This window comes from Bacillus sp. ISL-7, assembly GCF_018613065.1.
This window is the reverse complement of the sequence record NZ_JAGGQW010000079.1, coordinates 1-25,208: the sequence shown is the minus strand read 5'-3', so window position 1 is coordinate 25,208 and position 25,208 is coordinate 1. Positions and strand designations below refer to the sequence as shown.

The 25,208-nt window shown below is 39.5% G+C and carries 27 protein-coding genes; 24 read left to right on the top strand and 3 right to left on the bottom strand.

Annotated elements, in window-relative coordinates; genetic code table 11:
• Window positions 1–104 precede the first annotated feature (104 nt).
• Window positions 105–986: a VanW family protein gene (locus J7E66_RS27910; protein ID WP_215006298.1), complete on the bottom strand. Its 882-nt coding sequence runs from the start codon at window positions 984–986 to the stop codon at window positions 105–107.
• Window positions 987–1,171: 185 nt separating this feature from the next.
• Between J7E66_RS27910 and J7E66_RS27905 the strand changes: the two genes are divergently transcribed.
• The 18 genes from J7E66_RS27905 (at window position 1,172) to J7E66_RS27825 (ending at window position 17,665) form a co-directional block, all read left to right on the top strand.
• Entirely contained in the window at window positions 1,172–1,369 is a 198-nt protein-coding gene (locus J7E66_RS27905) for a hypothetical protein (protein ID WP_066256390.1), read from the top strand.
• A 231-nt stretch (window positions 1,370–1,600) separates the two neighbouring features.
• The gene (locus tag J7E66_RS27900; protein ID WP_215006295.1) at window positions 1,601–2,809 is read left to right on the top strand and encodes an acyl-CoA dehydrogenase family protein; all 1,209 of its coding nucleotides are present in this window, start codon (window positions 1,601–1,603) and stop codon (window positions 2,807–2,809) included.
• Window positions 2,810–2,838: 29 nt separating this feature from the next.
• Window positions 2,839–2,970: a hypothetical protein gene (locus tag J7E66_RS32470; protein ID WP_285289265.1), complete on the top strand. Its 132-nt coding sequence runs from the start codon at window positions 2,839–2,841 to the stop codon at window positions 2,968–2,970.
• A gap of 72 nt (window positions 2,971–3,042) precedes the next feature.
• Entirely contained in the window at window positions 3,043–4,656 is a 1,614-nt protein-coding gene (locus J7E66_RS27895; protein WP_215006292.1) for a long-chain-fatty-acid--CoA ligase, read from the top strand.
• A 131-nt stretch (window positions 4,657–4,787) separates the two neighbouring features.
• Entirely contained in the window at window positions 4,788–5,354 is a 567-nt protein-coding gene (locus tag J7E66_RS27890) for a TetR/AcrR family transcriptional regulator (RefSeq protein ID WP_215006288.1), read from the top strand.
• A gap of 107 nt (window positions 5,355–5,461) precedes the next feature.
• On the top strand, window positions 5,462–6,538 hold the full coding sequence (locus J7E66_RS27885) for a phosphotransferase family protein (RefSeq protein ID WP_215006285.1): 1,077 nt from the start codon (window positions 5,462–5,464) through the stop codon (window positions 6,536–6,538).
• 17 nt (window positions 6,539–6,555) lie between these two features.
• On the top strand, window positions 6,556–7,293 hold the full coding sequence (locus J7E66_RS27880) for a 2-phosphosulfolactate phosphatase (protein WP_215006282.1): 738 nt from the start codon (window positions 6,556–6,558) through the stop codon (window positions 7,291–7,293).
• Between the two features lie 43 nt (window positions 7,294–7,336).
• Window positions 7,337–8,116, top strand: a complete 780-nt coding sequence (locus tag J7E66_RS27875) for an enoyl-CoA hydratase/isomerase family protein (protein WP_215006279.1) — start codon at window positions 7,337–7,339, stop codon at window positions 8,114–8,116.
• Window positions 8,117–8,128: 12 nt separating this feature from the next.
• A complete protein-coding gene (locus tag J7E66_RS27870) occupies window positions 8,129–9,103 on the top strand; it encodes a quinone oxidoreductase family protein (RefSeq protein ID WP_215006276.1) in 975 nt (324 codons plus the stop codon).
• Between the two features lie 185 nt (window positions 9,104–9,288).
• Window positions 9,289–9,990: a response regulator transcription factor gene (locus J7E66_RS27865; RefSeq protein WP_215006273.1), complete on the top strand. Its 702-nt coding sequence runs from the start codon at window positions 9,289–9,291 to the stop codon at window positions 9,988–9,990.
• Window positions 9,980–11,386 carry a sensor histidine kinase gene (locus J7E66_RS27860; RefSeq protein ID WP_215006304.1) on the top strand — a complete coding sequence of 469 codons (1,407 nt, stop codon included), beginning with the start codon at window positions 9,980–9,982 and terminating at the stop codon, window positions 11,384–11,386. Before J7E66_RS27865 ends, J7E66_RS27860 begins: the two co-directional genes overlap by 11 nt.
• A 166-nt stretch (window positions 11,387–11,552) precedes the next feature.
• Complete coding sequence (locus J7E66_RS27855; RefSeq protein WP_215006270.1) at window positions 11,553–12,995, top strand: S1C family serine protease; 1,443 nt, start codon at window positions 11,553–11,555, stop codon at window positions 12,993–12,995.
• A 21-nt stretch (window positions 12,996–13,016) separates the two neighbouring features.
• Window positions 13,017–13,910, top strand: a complete 894-nt coding sequence (locus tag J7E66_RS27850; RefSeq protein ID WP_215006267.1) for a peptidylprolyl isomerase — start codon at window positions 13,017–13,019, stop codon at window positions 13,908–13,910.
• Between the two features lie 27 nt (window positions 13,911–13,937).
• Window positions 13,938–14,351, top strand: coding sequence for a hypothetical protein (locus tag J7E66_RS27845; RefSeq protein WP_215006264.1), 414 nt, complete (start codon window positions 13,938–13,940; stop codon window positions 14,349–14,351).
• 166 nt (window positions 14,352–14,517) lie between these two features.
• Entirely contained in the window at window positions 14,518–14,949 is a 432-nt protein-coding gene (locus J7E66_RS27840; protein WP_214732815.1) for a cell wall hydrolase, read from the top strand.
• A gap of 114 nt (window positions 14,950–15,063) precedes the next feature.
• On the top strand, window positions 15,064–16,389 hold the full coding sequence (locus J7E66_RS27835; RefSeq protein ID WP_215006261.1) for a Na+/H+ antiporter NhaC family protein: 1,326 nt from the start codon (window positions 15,064–15,066) through the stop codon (window positions 16,387–16,389).
• 121 nt (window positions 16,390–16,510) lie between these two features.
• Window positions 16,511–17,086, top strand: a complete 576-nt coding sequence (locus J7E66_RS27830) for a YitT family protein (RefSeq protein WP_215006258.1) — start codon at window positions 16,511–16,513, stop codon at window positions 17,084–17,086.
• 72 nt (window positions 17,087–17,158) lie between these two features.
• Window positions 17,159–17,665, top strand: a complete 507-nt coding sequence (locus J7E66_RS27825; RefSeq protein ID WP_215006255.1) for a mismatch-specific DNA-glycosylase — start codon at window positions 17,159–17,161, stop codon at window positions 17,663–17,665.
• 42 nt (window positions 17,666–17,707) lie between these two features.
• On the opposite strand, the gene shc is transcribed toward J7E66_RS27825, so the two are convergent.
• Entirely contained in the window at window positions 17,708–19,573 is a 1,866-nt protein-coding gene (shc, locus tag J7E66_RS27820) for a squalene--hopene cyclase (RefSeq protein ID WP_215006252.1), read from the bottom strand.
• Between the two features lie 150 nt (window positions 19,574–19,723).
• Here shc and J7E66_RS27815 point away from each other — a divergent pair, with 150 nt between their 5' ends.
• From J7E66_RS27815 to J7E66_RS27790, 6 genes are all read left to right on the top strand, one after another.
• On the top strand, window positions 19,724–20,785 hold the full coding sequence (locus tag J7E66_RS27815; protein ID WP_215006249.1) for a DUF2515 domain-containing protein: 1,062 nt from the start codon (window positions 19,724–19,726) through the stop codon (window positions 20,783–20,785).
• Window positions 20,679–21,164 (top strand): CBO0543 family protein, encoded by a 486-nt coding sequence (locus J7E66_RS32465; protein WP_308162608.1) that lies wholly within the window; start codon window positions 20,679–20,681, stop codon window positions 21,162–21,164. The genes J7E66_RS27815 and J7E66_RS32465 overlap by 107 nt, the downstream gene beginning before the upstream one ends.
• 247 nt (window positions 21,165–21,411) lie before the next feature.
• Complete coding sequence (locus tag J7E66_RS27805; RefSeq protein WP_088088526.1) at window positions 21,412–21,852, top strand: peptidylprolyl isomerase; 441 nt, start codon at window positions 21,412–21,414, stop codon at window positions 21,850–21,852.
• Window positions 21,853–21,947: 95 nt separating this feature from the next.
• Window positions 21,948–22,748: a divergent polysaccharide deacetylase family protein gene (locus J7E66_RS27800; RefSeq protein WP_215006246.1), complete on the top strand. Its 801-nt coding sequence runs from the start codon at window positions 21,948–21,950 to the stop codon at window positions 22,746–22,748.
• A gap of 142 nt (window positions 22,749–22,890) precedes the next feature.
• Entirely contained in the window at window positions 22,891–23,643 is a 753-nt protein-coding gene (locus tag J7E66_RS27795; RefSeq protein ID WP_215006243.1) for an exodeoxyribonuclease III, read from the top strand.
• Between the two features lie 107 nt (window positions 23,644–23,750).
• Window positions 23,751–24,521, top strand: coding sequence for a class I SAM-dependent methyltransferase (locus J7E66_RS27790; protein WP_215006240.1), 771 nt, complete (start codon window positions 23,751–23,753; stop codon window positions 24,519–24,521).
• Between the two features lie 52 nt (window positions 24,522–24,573).
• On the opposite strand, the gene J7E66_RS32460 is transcribed toward J7E66_RS27790, so the two are convergent.
• A complete protein-coding gene (locus J7E66_RS32460; RefSeq protein WP_285289263.1) occupies window positions 24,574–24,699 on the bottom strand; it encodes a hypothetical protein in 126 nt (41 codons plus the stop codon).
• Between the last annotated feature and the right edge of the window lie 509 nt (window positions 24,700–25,208).

Sequence of the window (25,208 nt, the reverse complement as noted above, 5' to 3'; positions counted from 1 at the left end):
TAATATTATAATAAATTAACGCAGTGAATGGTTAAAGTAATTGTAGAAAATAAGAGGCTGTCGAAAGTTTCTCGACAGCCTGAAAGTCCGCATTGCGGACTTTTTTAATATGGGGGATTAGGAATTTTCTTTGGTGAGTAGCTAATATTCTCGGAAGAATAAATTTTTATGATTAATAAATTTCCTAATGTCCGTGCTCTGATTAATATGGGCTGGTTATAGTTATTCTTAAATTCAAAATCGGGACCATACCAACTTACTGTTGCGTCTCGTCCAGGAGGAATATAGGGAACTTTTCTGGTATGAGAAAAACGCTCCAGAATCTTGATCCCAGCATTGTCAATCGCATTATAGAGAGTAGAAGAGACCTGGCAAATACCTCCGCCAATGTCTTCTGAGAACTCCCCCTTCACAATAACAGGAGCCCGTTGGTAACCTTTGGCAGCTGTTCGTTTACCTACCACTTGATTAAAAGAAAATCTTTCACCAGGAAAAACAACATAATTATTTATGGCCTTTGTTGCTAACTGAATATTGTTAGACCTTTTTTTGTTGCGAGAATTAAAAGAAGTGACATAGCGCCCAATTCGCATGCTGCGAATTTCACCAAGTAATTCACTATCCACCTTTGGATAAACAGTAAGAATAGGTAATTCTAAATTTTCCCTTTTAGAACCAAAAAAATAGGCATAGAATTGTTCAGTAAAGGCCTGACGATGGATTCGAGAACCTGTTCGTTCGGGTATAATTACCCCAAACTGATCTAAGCTGGCGTTTTCAGGTGCAGCAGAAAATTGTTTATCCAGTTGGTCTAAAAACTGATTTAATTTTTGAGAATTTAATAATGGCAAACCAGTATGAGATAGAGCAAAGTCTTCTCGATTCATATTGGCCACGATTTGACCATTCTTTGTAATAGTTAAACTATCGGACGAATTTCCCTGTTGGACCATTAGGAAAAGCCCCAAAATCAAAGTCTTAAACATAACCAGCAACCCTCCTTATAATAATATTAGTCGAACTATGCAAATTCATGTACCCACAAAGAAAGAGTTATCCAAATTTTTTATTTCTACTGAAAAGAATGTAGAAATATAGTATATTTGTAGATGATAACAATGGAATAGAAAAGTGCTAGCAAATTGTTAGCGAATAAATAGGAGTGTTTATCTTGGCTGAAAACGAAAGAATTCAATTAAACGTAAGAATTACGAAGGAAACTTCCTTGCTGCTGGACGAAATTGTTGAGTATTACCAGCAAGGATTGAAGCTGGGTAGAATTTATAAAGGAGATGTACTAACAGATATTATCGAAAAATCGCATGAAGTAATGAATAAACAGAAAAGATCATTTACTAAAAGGTTTTAATAAACCAAGGTCAGGAAATGTCTATTGCAGGATGATGGTATTGGTTTGACTTTTCTTGGCCCACTCTTTTTCTTTACTAGCTCAGATAATTTTTAAAATTTGTTCTATTAGACGCCCCTGTATACTAAATGTTATAGAATATTTAGAAATTAATTTGAATATTTAATATTTACAGGTATAATTAAAAGTACAACATACCAACTGGTTAGTATGATGGAGGGAGTGGAAATATTGGATTTTTCATATTCTCAACGAGTGAAAGAGTTACAGGAAAAATTAACGACCTTTATGGAAGCGAATGTTTATCCCAATGAGTGTATTTACGAGCAGCAACTAAATGAACAAGAAAGCCGTTGGAGTGCGGTGCCGCCGATTATGGAGGAACTGAAGGGAAAAGCAAAGGCGGAAGGGCTCTGGAACTTATTTTTACCAGAAAGTGAATTGGGTGCCGGATTAACTAATCAGGAATATGCTCCTTTATGTGAAATTATGGGAAGGTCTCTTATAGGTCCAGAGGTATTTAACTGTAGTGCGCCTGACACGGGAAACATGGAAGTTATCGTACGCTATGGGACAGAGAAGCATAAAGAACAATGGTTAAGGCCCTTGTTAGCAGGTGAAATTCGTTCTTGCTTTTCGATGACAGAGCCAGCTGTGGCTTCAGCGGATGCGACTAACATCGAAGCTAGGATCGAAAAAGATCGCGATGAGTACGTTATTAATGGTCGGAAATGGTGGTCATCTGGTGCAGGTGATCCTCGTTGCAAGATTGCGATTGTTATGGGGAAAACAGATCCGTCTGCCAACCGACATGAACAACAGTCGATGATTCTCGTTCCACTGGATTCCCCAGGTGTGAAAATTGAACGGATGCTCCCTGTGTTCGGCTATGATCATGCCCCGCATGGACACGGAGAAATCACCTATGAAAATGTGCGCGTACCGCTCGAAAATATCCTTTGGGGAGAAGGGAGAGGGTTCGCAATTGCGCAAGGGAGATTAGGGCCTGGAAGAATACATCATTGTATGAGATTAATTGGTGCAGCTGAACGAGCGCTTGAGGAATTATGTAAGCGTGTTCAGGAACGGACTGCTTTTGGAAAACTATTAGCACAGCAAGGGGTAATTGGTGAATGGATTGCAGATTCTAGGATCGAAATTGAACAGGCAAGACTCCTTACCTTAAAAGCTGCCTTTATGATGGATACTGTTGGAAATAAAGAAGCAAAAGCAGAGATTGCTATGATTAAAGTAGTCGCCCCGTCAATGGCATTACGTGTCCTTGATCGTGCCATTCAGGCACTGGGTGCTGCAGGAGTTTCAAACGATTTTACACTTGCTGCCCAATGGGCAAACGCAAGAACATTAAGATTAGCAGATGGACCTGATGAAGTCCATCGTGCACAGGTTGCCAAGCTAGAATTGAGAAAATATCAATAGAATTTAGACTTGAAGAAGGGCTGAGAACTATGAGATTACTAGGGAAACAGCAATCAAGGGTTGCCGTCGTAGATATCGATTCCGCAAATACGGTGTTATTAGCTTCAGATGAAGCGTCTTTTATTACAGGTACAACCCGACTGTTGACGGTGGCGGCTTAGCATTTTAGATGCTCTATAGCAAATGGTAAAAAACCATTAGTGAGTTTATAGGACATTTTGGGAGGAAAATCGATGAGTGGTAAGAAAGCCTGGTTAGCCCATTATCCGGAAACTATCGAAACAAATGTGACGATTCCAAATAAGCCTTTAGGACAAATTCTTCAGGAGACAACGGAAAAATATCCTGATAATAATGCTCTATCCTTTTATGGAAGGAAATTTTCTTATCAGCAATTAAACTCGCTAGTTCATAACTTTACATCAGCTTTGCAGCAAAATCAGGTTCAAAAAGGCGACCGAGTTGCCATTATGCTCCCGAACTGTCCGCAATATGTTATTTCCTATTACGGAATTCTTACGGCTGGGGCGATTGTCACCCAAGTGAATCCAATGTCAGTCGAACGAGAGCTTGAATATATACTGAGGGACTCCGGAGCGAAAACCATTGTAGTTCTCGATGCCCTCTATCCAAGGGTGAAAAGTGTTCAAGCACTTACCAACCTAAAGAATATCATTGTTGTCAGCCTCCAGCCTCCAGGACATGAATTTGCCCCGGACAGAAGCTTTGAAAGCTTCTTATCGGAAAGTAACGGAAGCATCCTCCCGATTGAAATGGACCCTCTGCATGATGTAGCCGTCCTTCAATATACTGGTGGCACAACAGGAAGATCGAAAGGTGCGATGCTGACGCACCGAAATGTTTTAGCAAATGTGATTCAGTGTTACGAGTTCTTTAAAGAAGAAATGGAAATCGGGAACGAGCGTTTTCTAACGGTCATTCCACTCTCCCATGTTTTCGGGATGAGTTCTTGTATGAACTTTTCGATTTTTACAGCCTCTGAATCGATCATGCTTCCTCGATTTGAATTAGAGGAAGTATTAAACACGATCAAGAATGAACAACCTACTGTTTTTCCAGGTGTCCCAACCATGTATGTAGCGATAACAAGCCATCCTCGTGCCGAAGAATACGGGATTAACAGTATTAAAAAGTGTAACAGTGGAAGCGCGCCAATGCCAATTGAACTGCTCCGCAGCTTTGAAAAGAAAACAAGTTCTAAAATCTTAGAAGGATATGGATTATCAGAAGCCTCACCGACCACCCATTGCAACCCGCCATTTTCAGTACGCAAACCTGGCAGCGTTGGGATTGGCGTCCCATCCACTGAATACAAAATAGTGGATTTAGCAACAGGGACTGAAGCAGTGCCTGTTGGTGAACTAGGGGAAGTCATCATTAAGGGACCACAGATTATGAAGGGGTATTGGAATATGCCGGAAGAAACAGCAAATACCCTCCGTGACGGCTGGTTATACACGGGTGATATTGCCAAGGTAGACGAGGATGGTTATCTATACATCGTTGATCGCAAAAAAGATTTAATCATTGCCAGTGGCTTCAATGTCTATCCACGTGATATTGAAGAAGTCCTTTACGAACATCCAGCTGTACAAGAGGCGGTCTGTATTGGAGTTCCCGATCCGTACCGAGGAGAAGATGTGAAAGCCGTCATAGTAATAAAGGCTGACAAAACCGTAACAGAAGAAGAAATAATCCAATATTGTAAGCAAAACTTGGCAGCCTATAAAGTACCGCGCAATGTCGAATTCCGCAATCAACTTCCAAAAACAAATGTTGGAAAAATTCTCCGTCGTGCCTTAAGGGACGAAGTGAAAAATAAATAAAAACTTATAGATAGTTGAAAATGTTTCCGAAAATAGTATAGATAGTAGAAATCCTCGTTTGTGCTTATAGGGGTCTTATAGATTATGATATAATTCTCAATAGACATTTTTACAGAATGCGAGGACATAATGTGAAGGAAAAAATTACAGCTCAAAGCATCCGGCTTTTTGAAAAAAAAGGATTCACCGAGACGTCAATTCAAGACGTTGTGGATTCTCTTGGTGTGACAAAGGGTACATTCTACTATTACTTTTCGAGTAAGGAAGAATTGCTGATGGATATCCACCTCGGATATATAGATGGATTACTTTTTTACCAGGAGCAGATATTAAAAGATGCTTCGAAGTCTTGTAAGGAAAAATTATTTGAGATTGTTAATATGCTTATTACAAGTATTTCCAGTCAAGGAGCGGCTGCAAAAATTTTCTTTAGAGAAATAAATAATTTAAGTTCAGATCATATTGAATTAATTGTTCAAAAAAGAGATCAATTCCGTCTCAATATAGTAGTCCTGATTCGGACAGGAGTAGAAAAAGGTGAGTTCCGGCCCGAGTTAGATGAGCAGATTATTACAATGGGGATTCTTGGCATAACCAATTGGAGCTACCAATGGTTTAACCCAAACGGAAGGGTCTCTGACCGGGAAGTTGCAGAGATTTTTGTCGAAATGATTTTAAAGGGAATCCAAGTTAATTGAAGAAAAAATTAGGAAGAGGGTTTTTGTGGAAATTACCCTTTTTTTTTCAAGGCGGATACCAACTGGTCAGTATTGTTTGAATTTTCCAAATTGAAAGGTGGAATCTGATGCCACACCAAATGAGTAAAGATACAATCCCTGTCCGAAAAGGGGAGGAATTGAACCTTCCTGTCCTTGAAAAGTATTTACAAGAAAACATCGAAAAATTGCCAAGTGGTCCGCTTGAAATCTTACAATTTTCAGCAGGGCATTCTAATTTAACCTATCAAATAAAAAAGGGGAGTTGGGAAGCTGTACTAAGACGCCCTCCTCTAGGACCTGTAGCACCGAAGGCTCATGATATGGAAAGGGAATTTAAAATTCTTTCAGAGTTGCATCCATTATTTTCAGTTGCTCCAAAGCCAATCCTTTTTTCTAATAATGAGTCGATCGTTGGCAGTCCCTTTTTCCTAATGGAAAGAAAGAATGGTCTTCTAATTGACACGTTTTTCCCTGATAGAGTTCCAGTAACTGAAGATCACTGTCGGCACCTATCGGAGGTAATGGTCAATAAACTTGTAGAATTGCATGCAATCGACTACAGACAGACGGGTCTTGCTGAAATCAGCAAGCCGGACGGGTTTATGGAAAGGCAGGTACATGGCTGGATTGGACGATATGAACGGGCGAAAACGGAGGAAATTGCTGTCGTTGAACAATTAAAACGATGGCTTGTAGAACAGACACCCAAAAAGCACGAAGCGACGATCATACATTATGACTATAAATTCAATAATGCCATGTTTACTGAGGATCTAACCGATATGGTTGGCCTGTTTGATTGGGAGATGACCACGGTAGGCGACCCGCTGGCAGACCTTGGGGTGGCCATGGGTTATTGGAATCAACGCAATGACTCTGAACTTTTGATTAAGGGGTTAGGTAAGGCGCCGATCACGGCTGTCCATGATGGATTTTTAACAAGGAATGAATGTATCGATCTTTATTCGAAAAAAAGTGGCAGGGATGTTTCTAACTTTAACTTTTATTTAACGTTTGTTTATTTTAAACTTGCTGTCATTGGTCAACAAATTTACTACCGCTATAAAAAAGGGCAAACCACTGATACACGATTTGCCAATTTTAATTATTTTGTAAAAAATTTAATTCTGCATGCAGCGAATGTTGCGGATGAAAGGGTTTAAAAGGGAGCTGGGTAGAAATGACTAAGATTCATCTTCTTATGAAGAAAGAAGAGATCCGAGAAGAGAAAATTGCAGATGGAAATAAAATCGCGGTCGTCTTAGATATACTACTGGCAACAACCACAATTGTTTCAGCCTTAAAGGATGGCGCAAAGGAAGTCATTCCAGTTTTGCATAGCAAGGAAGCAATCGAACTTGCAAATCAGTACCAGCAGGATGAATGTATTCTGGCTGGAGAACTAGATGCCAAACCGATTGACGGGTTTGTTTATCCTAGTCCAACGTTAATCAGGGAATCCATTAAAGGAAAAACGTTAATTTTATCCACCACAAACGGCACTGTGGCGTTAAGAAAATCATCTTCGGCGAATAAAGTATACATTGCATCTATGCTCAATAATCCTGCTGTTGCTAGTTCTCTTCAGAAAGTTAGTGAGGATCAAACCATTCTAATTATTTGTTCCGGAAATTCTGGGGAAATGAGTTTAGAAGATTTTTATGGTGCCGGCCACTTATTAGATTGTTTATTGAAAAATAGTGAATATGAATTAACAGATGCAGCGAAAACAGCTTTATATTTCTACCGGGGTCAAGATGACGCCTACGAGATTCTGCTAGATTCTTATGTTGGAAAAATTCTAGATAAATATAATCAGCATCCTGACTTAATGGTGGCTTCGGCAAAAGGGATAACTTCGATTGTACCTATATTAAAAGATGGAAAAGTCGTAGTCGAAACAATCTACTCTAAATAAAGGGATGCAGAGATCGATGACCTAAACTGAAAGGAAGATGAATATGAGCCAAGGACATTTATTAATTGAAAAACTAGGTCCGGTGTTGTCTTTGACATTAAACCGTCCTGAAAGCCTAAATGCGTTTAGCCCCGAGATGATTTTAGGACTAAAGGATGCGCTTACTAACGCCCAGATGGATGGAGATATACAGGTGATTGTTATATCTGGAGCCGGTCGTTCCTTTAGTGCAGGAGGCGACGTCAAAACAATGGGGCAGGCAGACTCTAATCAAGTTTACGAGCATATCGGCAAGCTCAATGAGCTCATTTTATTGATGAAAGAAACCGAAAAGCCGATTATCGCCACTGTTCACGGTTTTGCCGCTGGGGCAGGGTTTAATTTGGCTCTGGCCTGTGATCTTATAGTAGCAGCGGAAGACAGTAAGTTCGCCCTAAGCTTTTCACAGGTTGGGTTAATATCTGACGGGGGCGGCTCCTATTTACTTCCAAGATTAATAGGTCCGCATTTAGCGAAACAATTCTTTTTTACAGCAGAACCAATCACTGCAGAGCGTCTTTTTCAACTAGGGGTGATTAATTATTTAGTTCCATTAGAGAAGCTTCAAGAAGAAACTACGAAATTCGCCTTAAAATTGGCGCATGGTCCTGGCAAAGCGTTTGGAAAACAAAAGAAATTAATTGATCAATCGTTTACATCCACACTTGAGGAAATCCTCGAGCAGGAGCGGTTGATACAGACGTTAATGGTGCAAACAGCTGACCACAAAGAAGGAATTACCGCTTTTTTGGAAAAAAGAAAACCAGCATTTAAAGGGAAATAGGAGATGAAAGTGATGAAAGCAGTTCGATTAACAGAATTTGGTGGACCAGAAGTATTGAATCTAGTGGATATTGAAAAACCGGTTCCAACCGGTCATGAAGTTCTAATTGAAATAAAAGCGATAGGTGTTAATTACGCGGATACTGCACGGAGGGAAGGACAATATGTCGTAAAAACGCCGCTGCCTTTCATTCCTGGTGCTGAAATTGCGGGAGTGGTCGCTGCAGTTGGAGATCAAGTCACAAAAGTTAAGCCAGGTACAAGAATTGTCACCTTAATCGAATCAGGGGGCTACGCTGAATATGCGCTAGCAGATGAGCGTTCACTGATTACGATTCCTGAACAATTAGATTTCCAAAATGCCGTTGCCCTGCCGTTGCAAGGCTTAAGTGCTTATCATATTTTAAAAACAATGGGTCGTTTAGAAAAGGGCGAAAGCGTCCTTGTGCATGCAGCTGCAGGCGGGGTAGGAACAATTGCTGTTCAGTTAGCGAAATTGTTTGGGGCAGGAAAGGTAATTGCTACAGCAAGCTCAGCTGAAAAATTGGCGTTAGCACAGGAAATGGGCGCAGACGTACTAATTAACTATACAGAGCCGGACTGGGAACAGCAGGTTCTTGAAGCCACAGGCGGCAAAGGGGTAAATGTTGCACTTGAAATGGTGGGCGGGGATGTTTTTAATAAAACCGTCAAATGTCTCGCCACATTTGGCCGCCTTGTTGTGTTTGGTTCTGCAAGCGGTGAACAAAGCCGCTTCTATCCGTCATCACTGATGGCTAGAAATCAATCAGTTATCGGCTTTTTCTTACCGCAGATTATGAGGAAACCAGAATTACTGCAGCCAAGCTTAGTTGAGTTACTTACATACCTCGGTGCAGGAAAATTAAAGCTGATCATTGGCGGGGTATTCCCATTAGAGGATGTAGCAAAGGTCCATACTCTGCTGCAATCGCGAAAAACACAAGGGAAATTAATTTTAGTGCCGTAATGTTAAATAAATGTATGAAAGAGGTCTTGAAGTGATTCAAGCCTCTTTTTCTGTGGGGATATTAATAAACTATGAACAAACTATTAATTAGTAGAGAACAATTGTTTTTATGGTTGATATGCTTAAAATTTGAGATAAACTAAATAAATAGTACAATTTAGGTTGCATGAGGAGCTGATCTAATTTTGAGAATATTAGTGATTGAAGATAATAAAAGTGTTTGCTCAATGATCGAAATGTTTTTTGCCAAAGAAGGCATTGATGGAGAGTTTGTCAATGATGGCCTTGAGGGATATAACCGCATTAAGGAAGGGACATGGGATGCTCTCATTATTGATTGGATGCTGCCGGGAATGGATGGGGTAACGATCTGCCGTAAAATCCGGCAAGAAAATTTTACTGTTCCAATCATTATGTTAACAGCAAAGGATAGTGAGTCAGATCAAGTGCTCGGACTTGAGATGGGAGCTGATGATTATGTAACCAAGCCATTCAGTCCGCTGACATTGATGGCGAGAATTAAGGCAGTTACACGCCGCTTCCAAACACAGGTGCCAAAAGAAAGTGACGATTTCCTACAAACCGAACACTTTAAGGTAAGTAAAAATACGAGAGAAGTGATTGTGGACGAAACACCGGTGACAAACTTAACACCGAAGGAGTTTGATTTACTTTACTATATGGTTGAACATCCCCGTCAAGTGTTTTCAAGAGAGCAGCTACTTGAACGGGTTTGGGGTTATCAGTACTACGGTGATGAACGGACAGTCGATGTCCATATCAAACGGCTGAGGAAAAAAGTCGAAACAAGCTCGCAGCCATTCTTCCATACGGTATGGGGGGTAGGGTATAAGTTTGATGAGTCAATCAAAGCAGATGAAGTTTAGATATATTTACCAACAGTTTTTTAGTCATATCAGTATCATTATTGTTGCTTTTTTGGTGTTAAGTCTTTTATTTGCCCATTATGTTGAAAATCTGGTTTATGAGAATAAAGCAAACGAGCTCATTTCCTATGGAAAGTCTATCATGTCAGAGATTGAACAAAGGCCACAATCGACGGAGTCCATCATTAATCGATATAGCTCCGTATTAGCGACCAGAAAAATGAGCTTTAGTATGTTCGATCAATATGGAAAATTATACGCCGTTGGAAAACAGGGTCCAGCCATTGGGGGGTTATCTGACAAGGATTGGGATAAGATTTCAAAAGGACGTACCCTTGTGGTTAATAGCGATTTTAAAAGGTTCGGTCAAGAAGGTGTTACCTTTGTTGTATTACCGTATCTTGATAACGGGAACTTTATTGGCGGCATTCTATTAACCTCACCGATTAGCGGCTCAAGTGCGATGATTCAACGTGTCAATCAGTTTATTTTGTATACCATTCTTATTGCTCTTATTGTGTCCTTTCTAATGAGTTGGTTTTTATCGAGGATTCATGTTAACCGGATAAAGCGACTACGTGAAGCAACCTCCCTTGTCTCTGCTGGGAATTATCAAGTACACGTTTCTTCCTCCAATTTTGATGAAATTGGTGAATTAGCAAACGATTTTAATCATATGGTCGATAAAATTAATACATCGATGGAGGAAATTGAAAGTCTGGAAAATAGAAGAAGGCAATTTTTGTCTGATGTTTCCCATGAAATGCGGACGCCTCTTACGACAATTAGTGGTGTAATCGAAGGTTTGAAAAATGACATGATTCCGGAAGAAGATAAAGAGCGTGGCATCAACTTAGTTAGCCAAGAAGCGAAAAGACTCATTCGCCTGGTCAATGAAAACTTGGATTATGACAAAATTCGCTCCAACCAGATTCAGTTATTTAGGGAAGACATTCAGCTCGTAGAGTTACTAGAAATTATTCAGGAACAATTAATGCCTCAAGCAGAGGATAAAAATAATCGGATAGTTATTGACGCGGCACCGGAAGTCATGGTCAATGCAGATTATGACCGTCTTATCCAAATATTAATTAATATTACCAAAAATAGCATTCAATTTACCACGAACGGGACCATTTGGCTGCGTGGAAGAACAGAGGAGAACTCAACTATTATCGAAGTGGAAGACACGGGAATTGGCATTGATCCCAATGATATCGAAAACATCTGGCGTCGTTTCTATAAAGCTGATATTTCCAGAACCAGTAACCCTTATGGTGAATTTGGGTTAGGTCTTTCAATCGTAAAGCAATTGGTTCTCCTTCATAATGGAGAAATTAATGTTTTTAGTGAAGAAGGACAAGGAACAAAATTTGTGATTCGACTTCAAAAATAAGAGGGAGTATTTAGAAGCTGCGGGCTGATGCCTGCAGTTTTTTTGCGCAGTTGCGATTATATTTCTTGGATATTTCCAAAAGCCGTTATAGTTTGTTAATAATTTCTTAAGATTTGTCAGTTAAAGTAAAGACAAGATAGAAAATCTTTAAAGGAGATTGAGTGAGATGGAATTAAAAAATGAAGATAAATTTGAAAAAAATCAACCAAATTCATCTGAGATGACTGAAAATACAAAAGTTGAAGGACAAGCAACGGATACAATCAATTTCAGCCATACCGAAGAAAATTCGCATGCTGTCGATGCGACAGTAACAGTGGAGACGAGGGATTTTGTCGATCATGAGGAACAAGGAGAACCAACCAAAGTCGACCCTACCACAGAAGCGACAATACCTCTAGAAATGGATCAAACGCGTACGACTAGCCAAGTGGATCAAAAGTATAAGGAAAAACGGAATGTAAGAGGATTTGCCTCCACACTTGCCGCTGGGGTAATTGGGTCTGTATTGACATTAGCGATTCTGCCACATACAGACTACATAAAAAATCATTTTCCGAAGGTGGAGAGTCAAGGGGCAATAAGTTCACAACAAGGAACATCTGTCAAACCAGTGGTGGCTCAGCCAACAGCCGCATCTTCTAATTCGATTGCGGATACGGTTGAAAATGTATCAAAAGCCATTGTAGGGATCGTTAATTATCAGCAACAAGAGAATAATTTTGATGGAAACCCTAATTCATCACAAAGTGTGGAAAGCGGATCTGGCTCGGGAGTTATTTTTCAAAAAAATAGTGACACGGCGTATATTGTCACCAATAACCACGTGGTTGAAGGGGCTTCGAAACTTGAAGTATCCTTGTTTGACGGTGAAAAGGCGACCGCTGAAGTTGTTGGCACAGATGCCTTAACGGATCTAGCGGTCTTAAAAATTGACGCTAAATACGTGACGGCAACTGCTGATTTTGGTAATTCATCCACACTCCGCCCTGGCGACCAGGTTTATGCGATTGGAAACCCGCTCGGACTCGATCTCTCAAGGACAGTCACGCAAGGTATTGTCAGTGCAACGAACCGAAGCATTGCTATCACAACATCAGCAGGAAATTGGGACACCAATGTCATTCAAACAGATGCAGCGATCAATCCAGGGAACAGTGGTGGTGCGTTAATTAACCCACAAGGGAAAGTGATTGGGATCAATAGTTTGAAAATTTCTGAGAGTGGTGTCGAAGGATTAGGCTTTGCGATTCCTAGTAATGACCTCATTCCAATTGTGAATCAATTAATTAAAAGCGGTAAAATTGACCGTCCATATCTTGGGGTAGGACTTGCAGATCTTGATCAAGTGCCACAAATGTACTGGCAAAACATGCCGAATAACACAACAAAAGGTGTTATGCTGACAAACATTGAGCCTAATTCAGCAGCTGCAAAAGCTGGGCTGCAAGTAAAGGATATTATTGTCTCTATGAATGGAACGGAGATTACCAGTTCTTCAGATTTAAGAAAATATTTATATACAAAAGTTAGCAAAGGCGCTGAAATAAAATTTGGTGTTTACCGCGACGGAAAACAAATGACGATAATTGTAAAACTGTCGGAATAAGGGGAGGGAATAGCTAGAAAAATGTCCTTATTAAAGCAAAATAAAAGAACTGTGACTGTTCTAATCATACTAGTGTTATTAATTACGATGGGTATCTCGCTAAGTTTCGCCCTAAGGAAGGATGAGACGGTCGCAAAGTTTAATGGTGAAGCAATTAGCAAGGACGAGCTATATAGTGAAATGGTCGAACAGTATGGGGCTGCCACAGTTGATAAAATAATTAGCGATAAAATTGTCGCTGCTGAGGCTAAAAAACAAAAAGTAAATATTACTGACAGTATCCTGAATAAAGAGGTAGAAAAACTGAAAGCCTCTTATGGGGGCGAAGAAGCATTTAAACAGGCGCTTAAAAGCAACAATACTACCCTGGCTTTTCTAAAACAAGATCTAAAAAATTATTTGACCATCAAACAATTGTTGGAGCCGCAAATAGAAATTACCGATGAGGAAATGAAAACCTATTTTGATGAAAATAAGGATTCGTTTGCCGAAGCAGAGCAAATTAAAGCAAGTCATATTCTGGTTGCCGATGAAAAAACGGCTAATGAGGTCAAGCAAAAGCTCAACGATGGCGGGGATTTTGCGGAGTTAGCCAAAGATTATTCCACCGATGAGAGCACGAAGGATTCAGGCGGTGACCTTGGATATTTTTCCAAAGGGACAATGGTCTCTGAATTTGAAGATGTGGCTTTTGGACTGGCAGTGGACCAAGTAAGTAAGCCAGTAAAGACTAAATATGGGTATCATATTATTAAAGTGGAGTCTAAAAAGAAGGCAAAAGAAGCAAATTATAATGACAGTAAGGAAGAAATTAAAGAAACTTTAGTTGATCAGAAAATCGATTCTGAGTATACAACCTGGCTAGAGAACAAGAAGAAGAGCTATGATATTGAAAATACACTAGAAGAAGTTTAACCCTACGATCAAGAGGTGAATAGCAAGATGAATCGAGTCGGGAAATATGCAGCAAACGATACAGTGGATGATCTTGAGTTGATGAATATGGTCTTTGAACTCCCTGAAAAGGATAAAATGATTATGTGGTCTGAAGGCTATATTGATCTTGTGATTGAGAAATTACCTGAATATGCCCGAGATGTTTTGGAGAATCGCAAGGAAAAGTGGGAAGATACTAAAGCATATTACCAAAAGAAGATTGAAGAAATTATTAACCAGGAAGAGTTTAAATTGAAACAAAAGGGCGAACGAAAGGAGTTCGCCCTTTTCGTCATGGAGCGATATCCAGAATATCAATCGTTACTTTTTTTAGTTAATGATGGGAATCTAAAGGAGGAGGATTTTAGAAAGTTTGTCTACCGAAAAAGGCTCGGTTCACGTAAAAAGTACCTTCATTAAGCGGGTTGGCGAGATAAAGTGACAAGTTGGCGGAATGATCGTCAGGTTGTTTGACCAAGTAATAAAACAACCCTGTGGTTTCCGCTAATTCTTGTTATTCGTAAAATCTATATCACCAACACACTTTTAGGAATATGATATTAAGCAACAAAATTGGGGGTGACGTATGGCAGTTGTGAAGGCAAGTTCATCGGATATTGATCTTATGGCGCGATTACTTAGAGCCGAAGCTGAAGGTGAAGGCACTCAAGGTATGCTCCTTGTTGGAAACGTAGGAATTAATAGACTTCGTGCAAACTGTTCTGATTTTAAAGGACTTCGAACAATACCACAAATGGTTTATCAACCACATGCATTTGAAGCAACGACAAAAGGATATTTTTATCAACGAGCTAGGACTGCAGAAAAGCGTTTGGCACAAAAAGTCATTAATGGTGAGAGGTATTGGCCGGCAAAATTTAGCCTATGGTATTTTAAGCCACCCGGAGATTGTCCGCAAACTTGGTATAATCAACCTTTTGTAGCTAGGTTTAAACTGCATTGTTTTTATCAACCGACTGCGGCAGAGTGTGAAAGTGTTTATAATACCTTTGCGTAACAATGGAGCCGTCTATTTGCGGCTTCTTTTTATATTGGTGGCAAGCTATTGCTTTTCGGAAGGGTCATTTTTCCTTATAATAAGAGATGTTTCTTAATTAAAGGGTGGGTTCGAATGGATATTAATTTTTCATTAAAGCAAGTGTTGCTCCTTCTAATCGTTACTTTGACAGGGGTGGTTTGGTCAGTTATCTTTCATCACCCACTTGTGGCAGGTTTTTTTCCAGGCTACCTCATGCTTGTTTGGTTAGCAAAGAAAAAAGAGATATCGATAAAACAAATTCTACATATTAGTATTTTGGGTGTTAATAAAACGAAAATTGTCATCTTAATTCTTTTCTTGGTTAGTTTCTTGCTGCCATCTTGGTACTTATCTGGTACCATTCAGCAAATGGTGAAAATCGCCTTGCATTTTATCAAACCAAATCATTTCTTTGTCTTATCCTTTCTAAGCGCTATGGTATTCTCGATGCTACTTGGAACGACTGTTGGGACATTGAGTGCGATTGGCATACCTATTATTGGGACGGCAATCGTTCTTCACCTTCCTGTTGAAATGGTGGCTGGTGCATTGGTTTCAGGAGCGTTTGTAGGCGATCGGACCTCGCCGTTTTCAAGTGCCCATCAACTTTTGTCACATACGGTTGAATTGCCGGTGAAAAGACAATGGAATGCGATGCTTGTCACCACGCTTTTGGCTATTATTTTATGCTTTTGCTTTTATGGAATGGCTGACTATCTGATCTCTGAAACAACTGCTTCAAATTCCCAACCACTAAGTTTGCATGAAATTTCAGTGATTAAATTAATCCCGCCAATCATCTTAATCGTATTTGTCCTTTTACAGTTTAGTATCATTTATGCTTTCTTAACTAGTATTCTATCAGCTTCGGTGATTGCATTATTCGGTGGAATTTCATATACAAAACTCGTTTTTTCTTTCTGGGGTGGCATTGATGGGTTTGGGGGAGGATTCCTTCATATGTACGAATTGCTCCTATTTTTAGCCTTGGCAGGGGCATATAATGGCCTTTTAGAAGAAATGAATGTCATTCAGCCTTATTTAGATAAATGGTTACAATCATCTCGATCTCTGACTGGTGACACCCTTAAAACGCTTTTGGCGACGTTTTTGATCACTTTAATAGCAGCAAATCAAACCCTGCCCATTATTCTAACAGGGAGATCCTTCCTTCCTCATTGGTCTAGTAACTATGGAAAAGAAGAGCTAGCTAGAGTGATGGGGGATTCGACGATGCTGTTTCCGGGGATAGTTCCGTGGAGTGTTCTCGCCATCATGTGCAGCACGATCGTTGGTATACCGATCATGGATTATCTGCCATTTGCGCTATTTTTATGGATTTTACCCATTTTAACGATATTAGTTTCCTTAGTAAAACAAGCCCGAAAATCCAAACCAAATCGAACAGAGATTGCTTAAAAAACGGAGTCCTTTGCGTCTCCGTTTTTTCGGTTTTTTGGGGTTAAAGAAAATCCCTTTGAATGAAGTACCACTATCTTTCATATTAGTGGTAGTAAGAACTTGGACAAGGGATGATCACATGCTGAAAAAATTGGCTATAATCGGATTTGGGAGCACCATGATTGGGATTGGCATTAACGGGTTTATTCTTCCTTTGCATTTAATTAATGGAGGATTTTTAGGTATTAGCCTGTTGTTAAAATATATTTGGGGTTTTAAAACCGGAATCACGTTTATCTTTCTTAATATCCCCGTTTATATGTTCGCCTTTAAATCTGACCCTATTTATTTTATCAATGGTGTAATTGGAGCGCTCTGTACCGGTCTTATGATTGAATTATTCATGCCTTTAAATGGAATATTTGATCTACCCATCCTTAGCAGTGTTATTGTAGGAGCTGTGATTATTGGGAGTGGGGTTGGGGTAATGCTTAGAAATCATATTAGTCCTGGCGGTATGGACCTGCTAGCACTAATCATTGCCAAATGGTCAAAAGTGAATGTTGGCGTCATTATGTTTGCGATGGATGCCGTAATTATTATTACCGGTCTCTTTCTCCTTCAGGATGTGAAACTTTTTTATTCACTGATCATAGTAGCGATTGTTGGACTACTAGCAAGTCTGATGACCACTAATTACAATAAGCAGAACTAAATAAAGTAAATATTACATAACGATGGAACAATTGGTAAATCTAAAAAGGCTAGGTAAATAAGGAGATTTTTTATGAAACCCATCAGTGATCATCTCAAGGAAAATTTAAAGGTTTTATTTGTTGGCTTTAATCCAAGTATTCGCTCTAGTGAACTCGGGCATCATTATGCTAATCCCAACAATCGTTTTTGGAGGATCTTGTATGAAGCGGGGTTAACGTCGAGGAAATATGACGCAACTGAAGATGCGAAACTTTTAGATTTAGGATATGGCTTTACAAATATCGTTCAAAGGCCGACAAAGGCAGCGGATGAAATTACGAAAGAAGAGTACGTGGAGGGAAGAGAAATCTTAAAGACAAAGGTCGAACAGTTAAAGCCGCAGGTAGTTTGCTTTGTTGGAAAGGGAGTTTACCAGCAATACAGTGGTTTAAAAGTGATTCAGTGGGGGAAGCAACCCAACGGATTTGTACCTGGAGTGGTTGATTTCGTTGCTCCTTCTTCCAGTGGTCTGGTTCGAATGAAGATGGAGGAAATTGTTGACATCTATAAAGGGCTTGTCCCGATCCTAATAGAATAAAAACATCGAAGGTTTAAACTGCTGCCTTCGATGTTTTTTTTTTCACGACTCGATTTTTTTCTGATAGTGTGACAAAGCCAGAAGAGGGAAAATGTAGCGATAGCTGTGATAGTGAATGTAAAAACCACCGGCCATCCCTTGACCCTTTGGATAATTAGTGGTCCAATCTTGTTTTTCAAGTGACGTTAATAAATAGGAAATCCCCTTTCGAATCAGTGGGGTTGGTTTTTCTAAAGTGGTTAGCAGGGTATCGAGTGCCCAAGCTGTGTGCGTTAAGGTACTTGCTCGTAATGGCACATATGCTTTTTCGCTATCACTATGGCATGACTCTCCCCAGCCGCCATCCTCATTTTGAATCCCTTGTATCCAATTCACAGCCCTTTGGATTGCTGTATGACTAGTAGGGACCCCTGCGGCTAATAAACCAGTTACTGCCCCCCAAGTTCCGTATAAATAACAAATCCCCCATCTTCCATACCAAGAACCATCCTTCAGTTGATTTTTCAAAAGCCAGTTGACCCCTTTATTGATCACTTTGTGGTCTCTTGATAAATTCGTGTAATTCCCCAAAAATTCTAAGGTTCGCCCTGTGATGTCTGCACAAGAGGGATCTGTTAGTAAAAATTCTCCTTTTTCAAGTGGGAGGAATTCGAATAGCTTAGTATCGGTGTTCTTCTCAAACGCTGCCCAGCCGCCATCGTCATTTTGCATGGATAAAAGCCAATCCAGACCTCGGTCCCAGGCATGTCTTTCATGCGGAACAATTCTTGAAATAGAACGGAGCGAGGCAGTTGTATCATCGACATCCGGATGCATCGTATTTACATCGGAAAACCCCCAGCCGCCGGGCATGGTGATTGGATTATGAATAATCCAATCACCAAATTTATGATGCTGATGGTTTAATAGGTAACGATTGGCCTTCATGACCATCGGATCGTCTGCTAAAACACCAGCTGACTGGAGGGCATAACCAATCAATGAAGTATTCCAGACATTCGCTGTCGTGTACTGCATATGGGGGCTTCCGTTGATTTCGCATTTCATCGCAATCAATCCTTTCACGGCCTTTGATATCACCGGATCCGTTTTCTTATATCCTAGGGAGAGTAGGGCAAAAATCATTAAAAAGGTACTACTGTAGTAACTGTAAAAGGTGCCATCTGGTTCAAGGTGGTCCAACATATAACTTTTGGCCCGTTCTATAGCTAGCTGATGGAGCTTCTCGGGTAGACCCATTAATCTTTTAACTCCATCCTCGATAAATGACAACAAGGAACGATATTCTATGGATCGAAACCAAGGTTTTTCCTGATTGCGGTGTAGATGTAGTTCTGAAAGATTAGGGCTTTTCATTGTCTTAATAAAAAACTTTTTGTCGGCGAGAAGAATAATCGGAGTAAGATTGGCTCTGCCAAAGACAGAAAAGGAATAGAAATTAATCGGAAAGTAGTGTGGCAAGAGTATGAATTCAACCGGAAGAGGAGAAAAATCTGGCCATATATATTGACCGGTTAAAGAAAGCATCACTTTTGTAAAGATACTAACTTCCTCTAAGCCGCCTTTGGAGATAATAAATCTTTTCGCAGCACGCAATCGTTTGTCATCCTTCTTAACATACCCCGAATATAATAAGGCGTAATAAGCTTCCACGGTCGCGCTGAGGTTCCCTTCGCCTTCATCATAATAAAGCTTCCATGCTCCATTTTCACCCTGTTTACTAAAGATCCTCGAAACCAAGCCTTGAATTAATTCTTCATCATTTAATTCCAATGTCCGCAATAAAATGATCATATAGGCATCTGTTGACTGTCCTGTTTCAAAGGGGTAATTCCAAGATCCATCGGGAGATTGGTCTTTCCGAAGCTTCTTAATAATCCAATCGATGCCTTTTTTTGTATTACTCATAAGTAAGTACTCATTCCTCTCCCCAAAAATTATTCTCATTCATACATATTCCATAGGTGGAAGGAGAATACGCAAAGGAGGTAATGTGCCATATTTTTTAAGAGGAATCGCGAGAAGTCACCACTGGAATATATAAGGGAAGAATTAAAAATGAAGGGCAAACAATCAAGTTTGCCGCCAAAAATAACGAGAGGGGAAGCGAGCCTTTTAGAACAAATAAAGACTGAGACAAAGGAGCATAACTTAAATAATGTCACCAGAACGAAGGCGTACCTTGACTTTTATCTTCACTTTCCTGAAATCCATTGGGCTTTTCTTGGGCATATGGTCTCCCGAAACGGGGGGTGGAATATGACCGACCTGAAAGGAGAATTTCTCACCCGCCTACTCTCGAAAAAAGAAAGAGAAACTTTTTTTGCTTTTTTAGAGCGTGGGAATTGGCTCATTTTCCAAGACGTCTATCCGCAATTTTTGTTGTATAGGGAAAGCTTAAAGCAACATAAACCGTTATTTCATTTAGGTTCTTTTTTAAATATTTCTACCTTTATGGAAACGATTTGGAATCACTTTTGGCTTTATCAAGAAACCTATATTCTCGCCATTGCGTTGATAATAAATGAACAGAGTTATTTGGAAAAAAGGGTGGTTCAGAATCCACTTTATCAAAAAGGAGTGTTAAATAAATTTGAATTTATTCTCCAGGACCTGCTTTCTTTTAACCAAATCCTCTTTCCCTATGGAAAAAGAAACCTAGCTGGGCAAACACTTCATCAGTTTGAGTCATTGAATGAACGAATTTTACTTGGAAAAAGATTATATGATGTCCTTTTTAAAAACAAGGAGCGTTTAAAACTAGTCTTGGAATGGGCTAAAACCCATCCACATTCAGGCTCCAGAAAGGATTACTGGCCGCATATTTTTAATAACATCAACGAAGGAATACCTGGCTTTGCCTATCAAATCCGCTTAAAGGCCTGTCAGCTCAGGCCGCGAGCAAGGAAAATTTATAGTCCAGCCCTTGAATACGCTTGGAAGAATGTAAGTCAAACGGAGGCTGAAAAAGGGGACTGGTTTGAAGATGATCGTGTTGTGGATTATTTAATGGATGACAATGAAAAAATTGACGGGGAGATTAAAAATGAATACTGTAAAACACTTGAACGACTCGAGCTCGCTGCCATCGCCAAAAAAGCCATATCGATTTTGGACTAACCCATCCCTCGCTGCTATTCTTTTGGCTTCCTTGCTCGCTACGTATTTAGATCTTTTTTTCGTTGGGAAACACATATATCGGTTCCCCTTGAGGCCGATGCCCACTATTTTCCCCATCAATATTGTATTTACACTCGTGGTGCTTCCAGTGTTGGTTTTCGCCTTTCTTCGGGTTATGGACCAGGTCAATAAATGGGGGAAACTAGGCCTGATCGTCTTTATTAGTCTTTTGATGCCCATTCTTGAAAAATTAACGGAAGTGTTCGGCTGGTTTGATCACAATGAGAACTGGTCACATCTCTACACGTTTTTTGGTTACCTGCTGTTTTTAACGATTCTTTATTCATTCTACACTTGGACGGCTAAATTAAAAGGCTAACATACAAAAAGCCGAGACTTTTGTCTCGGCTTTCGCGATGCAACAATTGAATTGTTACACCTTGCCCCTTCCGTCCGTACAGTGGTTAAGTGTCCCGCAACAAGCGAATGTTCGGAAGGGGTACTATTATATTACCACAACCATAGGAGAAATATAACTGAAAGGAAGAAATTTGGTGTTTCAAACTTTCATTTCTTTTTTGAAAAGTGTATGATAAAAATGATTTTTACATAAAGGAGTGTTTTCAATGGCGAAAAAAGGTCATTTTTTGATGGAAAACGGAGAAAAAATTGAATTTGATTTATATCCAGAAGCAGCACCAGGGACAGTTGAGAATTTTGAATCATTGGTTAACAAAGGATTTTACAATGGATTAACATTCCACCGAGTTATTCCTGGATTTGTAAGTCAAGGAGGCTGTCCTGAAGGTCGAGGAACTGGTGGACCTGGTTACACAATTAAATGTGAAACAGAAGGGAATCCTCACAAACATGTACCTGGTGCATTATCCATGGCACATGCAGGCAAAAACACTGGAGGAAGCCAATTCTTTATCGTTCATGAATCACAGCCGCATCTAAACGGTGTTCATACCGTGTTTGGACAAGTGACTTCTGGGCTTGAAACTGCAAAATCCATGCGCAATGGTGATAAAATGGTAGAAGTAAAGGTATATGATCAAGAATAGATAACAAAGGAGGGCTCTTGCAGCTCTCTTTTTTTTGTCTAATTTATAATCACTTAGGGCAAATTAACCTCTAAAATCAAAGTTGGGGGTCATTTATGAAAAAATTTATTTATATGCTTATTCCATTCATGGTATTTACATTTCAACAACCGACATCGGCCGAAAAAAATGAACCCAAAGAACTAAGGGCTGCAATTATCATTGATGATTTCGGCGGTGGAACAGGTGGAGTGCGTGACTTCCTTGAAGGAGAAATTCCGATTACTGCTGCAGTCATGCCGTTTGCAGAACACTCGACAGAACATGCGGAATGGGCCCATAAATATGGCTTCGAAGTAATGATTCATTTATCCATGGAACCGAAAAGAGGAAAAAGATCTTGGCTTGGGCCAAGGCCAATTACGAATGACCTTTCACCAGCCGAAGTAAGACAAATTGTAGAGGACGCGATAAAAGATGTTCCATATGCTGTAGGCATCAATAACCATATGGGCTCACTTGCGGTTGAAAATAAAGAAATAGTTCGTGCAATTGTTGAGGTTGCTAAGGAAAGAAGATTATTTATTATCGATAGTGCCACTAGTCCAAATACGAAATTTCCCGAAATAGCCAAAGAGCTGGGTGTACCCATCCTTAAAAGAGATGTATTTCTAGACGACATATCCTCCTCAGCGCATGTTCGAAAACAAATGATTAGACTAGCGAAGGTTACTGAAATAAAAGGTACAGGTATTGCTATTGGGCATGTAGGTATAACCGGAAAAGTATGTTCGATTGGTGTCTTTCAGGCGATGGACGAATTTAATAAACGAAATATAAAAATAGTCCCTGTTTCTAAGCTGTTTTCCGGCAAATTACCTGAAAAGTATTTTATACCATATAAAAAAGGCAGCTGAGTGAAGTGACCCCTCATAAGTTGGACTAATAATCCATCTTATGGGGGGTCATATTTCTTTCCCAAATCCTCCTTAACTGATAAAATGTCTCCTATCAAACATTAATAAATAACCAGTTAGCAAGGGAGAAGGAAAAGTTAACATGAAACTAGTATCTTGGAATGTTAATGGCCTTAGGGCGTGCGTTAAAAAAGGTTTTATGGATTATTTTAATGAAGTGGATGCAGACATTTTTTGTGTGCAGGAAACCAAACTGCAAGAAGGGCAAATTAGTCTTGAGTTGGCTGGATATCACCAATACTGGAATTATGCAATCAAGAAAGGCTACTCCGGTACAGCAGTGTTTACTAAGAAGAAACCGCTTTCTGTTCGATATGGGGTAGGAACGGATGAGACTGAAGGGGAAGGACGAATTCTTACATTAGAGTTTGACGACTTTTTCTTAGTTAATGTCTATACCCCTAATTCACAAAGAGATTTAGCGAGAATCAACTATCGTTTGGACTGGGAGGATCGGATCCTACTGCATTTGAAGGAATTAGATAAACTGAAACCCGTCGTCTTATGCGGGGATTTGAATGTCGCCCATCAGGAAATTGACTTGCGAAATCCAAAATCCAATAATGGGAATTCCGGGTTTACGGAAGAAGAACGTGGGAAAATGACCACTTTACTTGCTGAAGGCTTTGTTGACAGCTATCGTCATTTTAATCCGGAGCAGGAAGGTGCTTATACCTGGTGGTCCTACATGGCAAAAGTCAGGGAAAAAAATATTGGCTGGCGGATTGATTACTTTATTGTTTCCGAAAGATTGAGGGAACGACTCAAGAATGTGGATATTCATTGCAATGTGATGGGGAGTGACCACTGCCCGGTAATTCTTGAAATGGATTGATAAATTCAATTACTTTTTCTTATTGTAAAACATAAAATACCTGTCATTTTCTTTAGGAAGTAACTGCTTTATAGTTATTAAATAAAAGTCACGGAGGGAGAAATGACATGGATATCAAAAAGGATGTACAACAACAGTTTGGAAAAAGTGCAGATTCCTATGTTAGTAGTGCTATCCACAAAGATGGCAATGACTTACAAAAGCTTTTGGAAATGGCGACGGTAACCGGAGAAGAAGAGTTATTAGATGTTGCCACAGGCGGCGGTCATACTGCAAATGCATTCGCATCTTGTGTAAAAAAAGTAACGGCTTTAGATTTGACACCTGAAATGTTAGTTGCAGCTCAAAAATATATCTTAGGTAATGGGCATCAAAATGTCGAGTTTAAAGTTGGGGATGCAGAAATTCTTCCATTTCCAGATGGAGTATTTGATATTGTAACTTGCCGGATTGCTCCACATCATTTCCCGGATGTAAATAAGTTTGTGGAAGAAGTCCACCGCGTCCTCAAGCCATCAGGTCAGTTTTTACTTGATGATAATGTCGTTCCAGAGGAAGAGGACTATGATCTATTTTATAATACCATCGAAAAATGGCGGGATTACAGTCATTTCCGGGCTTGGAAGAAAAGTGAATGGCTCCGGATGCTTGAAATTTCCGGTTTTGAAATTTTTGAATGGCACCGCTTTGAAAAAACCTTTCATTACGAACCTTGGTGTAATCGCATGAATTTACCTGAAGATGAAAAAGATAAATTAACTCAATTTATCCTTAGTGCATCCCCGAAAGTAAAAGAGAAATTTAAAATTACCATAAGGGATAATCAAATTATCTCCTTCGTCGGGGAAGCCGTCATATTAAGGGCAATTAAAAGGTGAAAAAACCCTTTGCATTCAAAGAGGATTTCTCTTTTTGCAAAGGGTTTTCGAATTAAACATCGTTAAGTGCGGTTCCAATCACATCAAATTCAGGCAATTTCTCATCCAAAACCGATTGATTTTGCTCTTGTTCCACAGGAGTAATCAATCCACTTTCATCGTCTTTTTTTATACTCAATTTATAGTCATCTCCTTTATTATAAGAACGGAATACTAAAGTATATTTTTTCCTATTAATTCTTATCTAAACCTATTTAATAATCTTTTCTGGCTTTCCCATTACAAAGTGCTATATAATTTATGGCTATGTTAAAGCTCATTGTTGATTTTGGCACATGTTGATTGGAGTGAAGCGCCTGAAGCGGAAATCAACAGCCATGTTTAACACAGCCAATTTATAAAAAATCGAAAAGAAATGGTTGACGAATTAGTGATGGGGTAGTATGATATTCATTGTCGCTGCTACGGAATAACTAGTTTAAGAGATGTAAGAAATTATTTCGAATGAAGTTGACATTAAAAAAGTGTTATGCTAGAATAATAAGAGTCGCTAATCACTTGATTGGTTGACAAACAAGAATAATAGATTTGTTCTTTGAAAACTAAACAAACAAAATCGTGCAAACAAACAAAAACTTTTAGTTTCAATTAAGAAACTAAGCCAACGTAACAAAATGAGCTAATCAA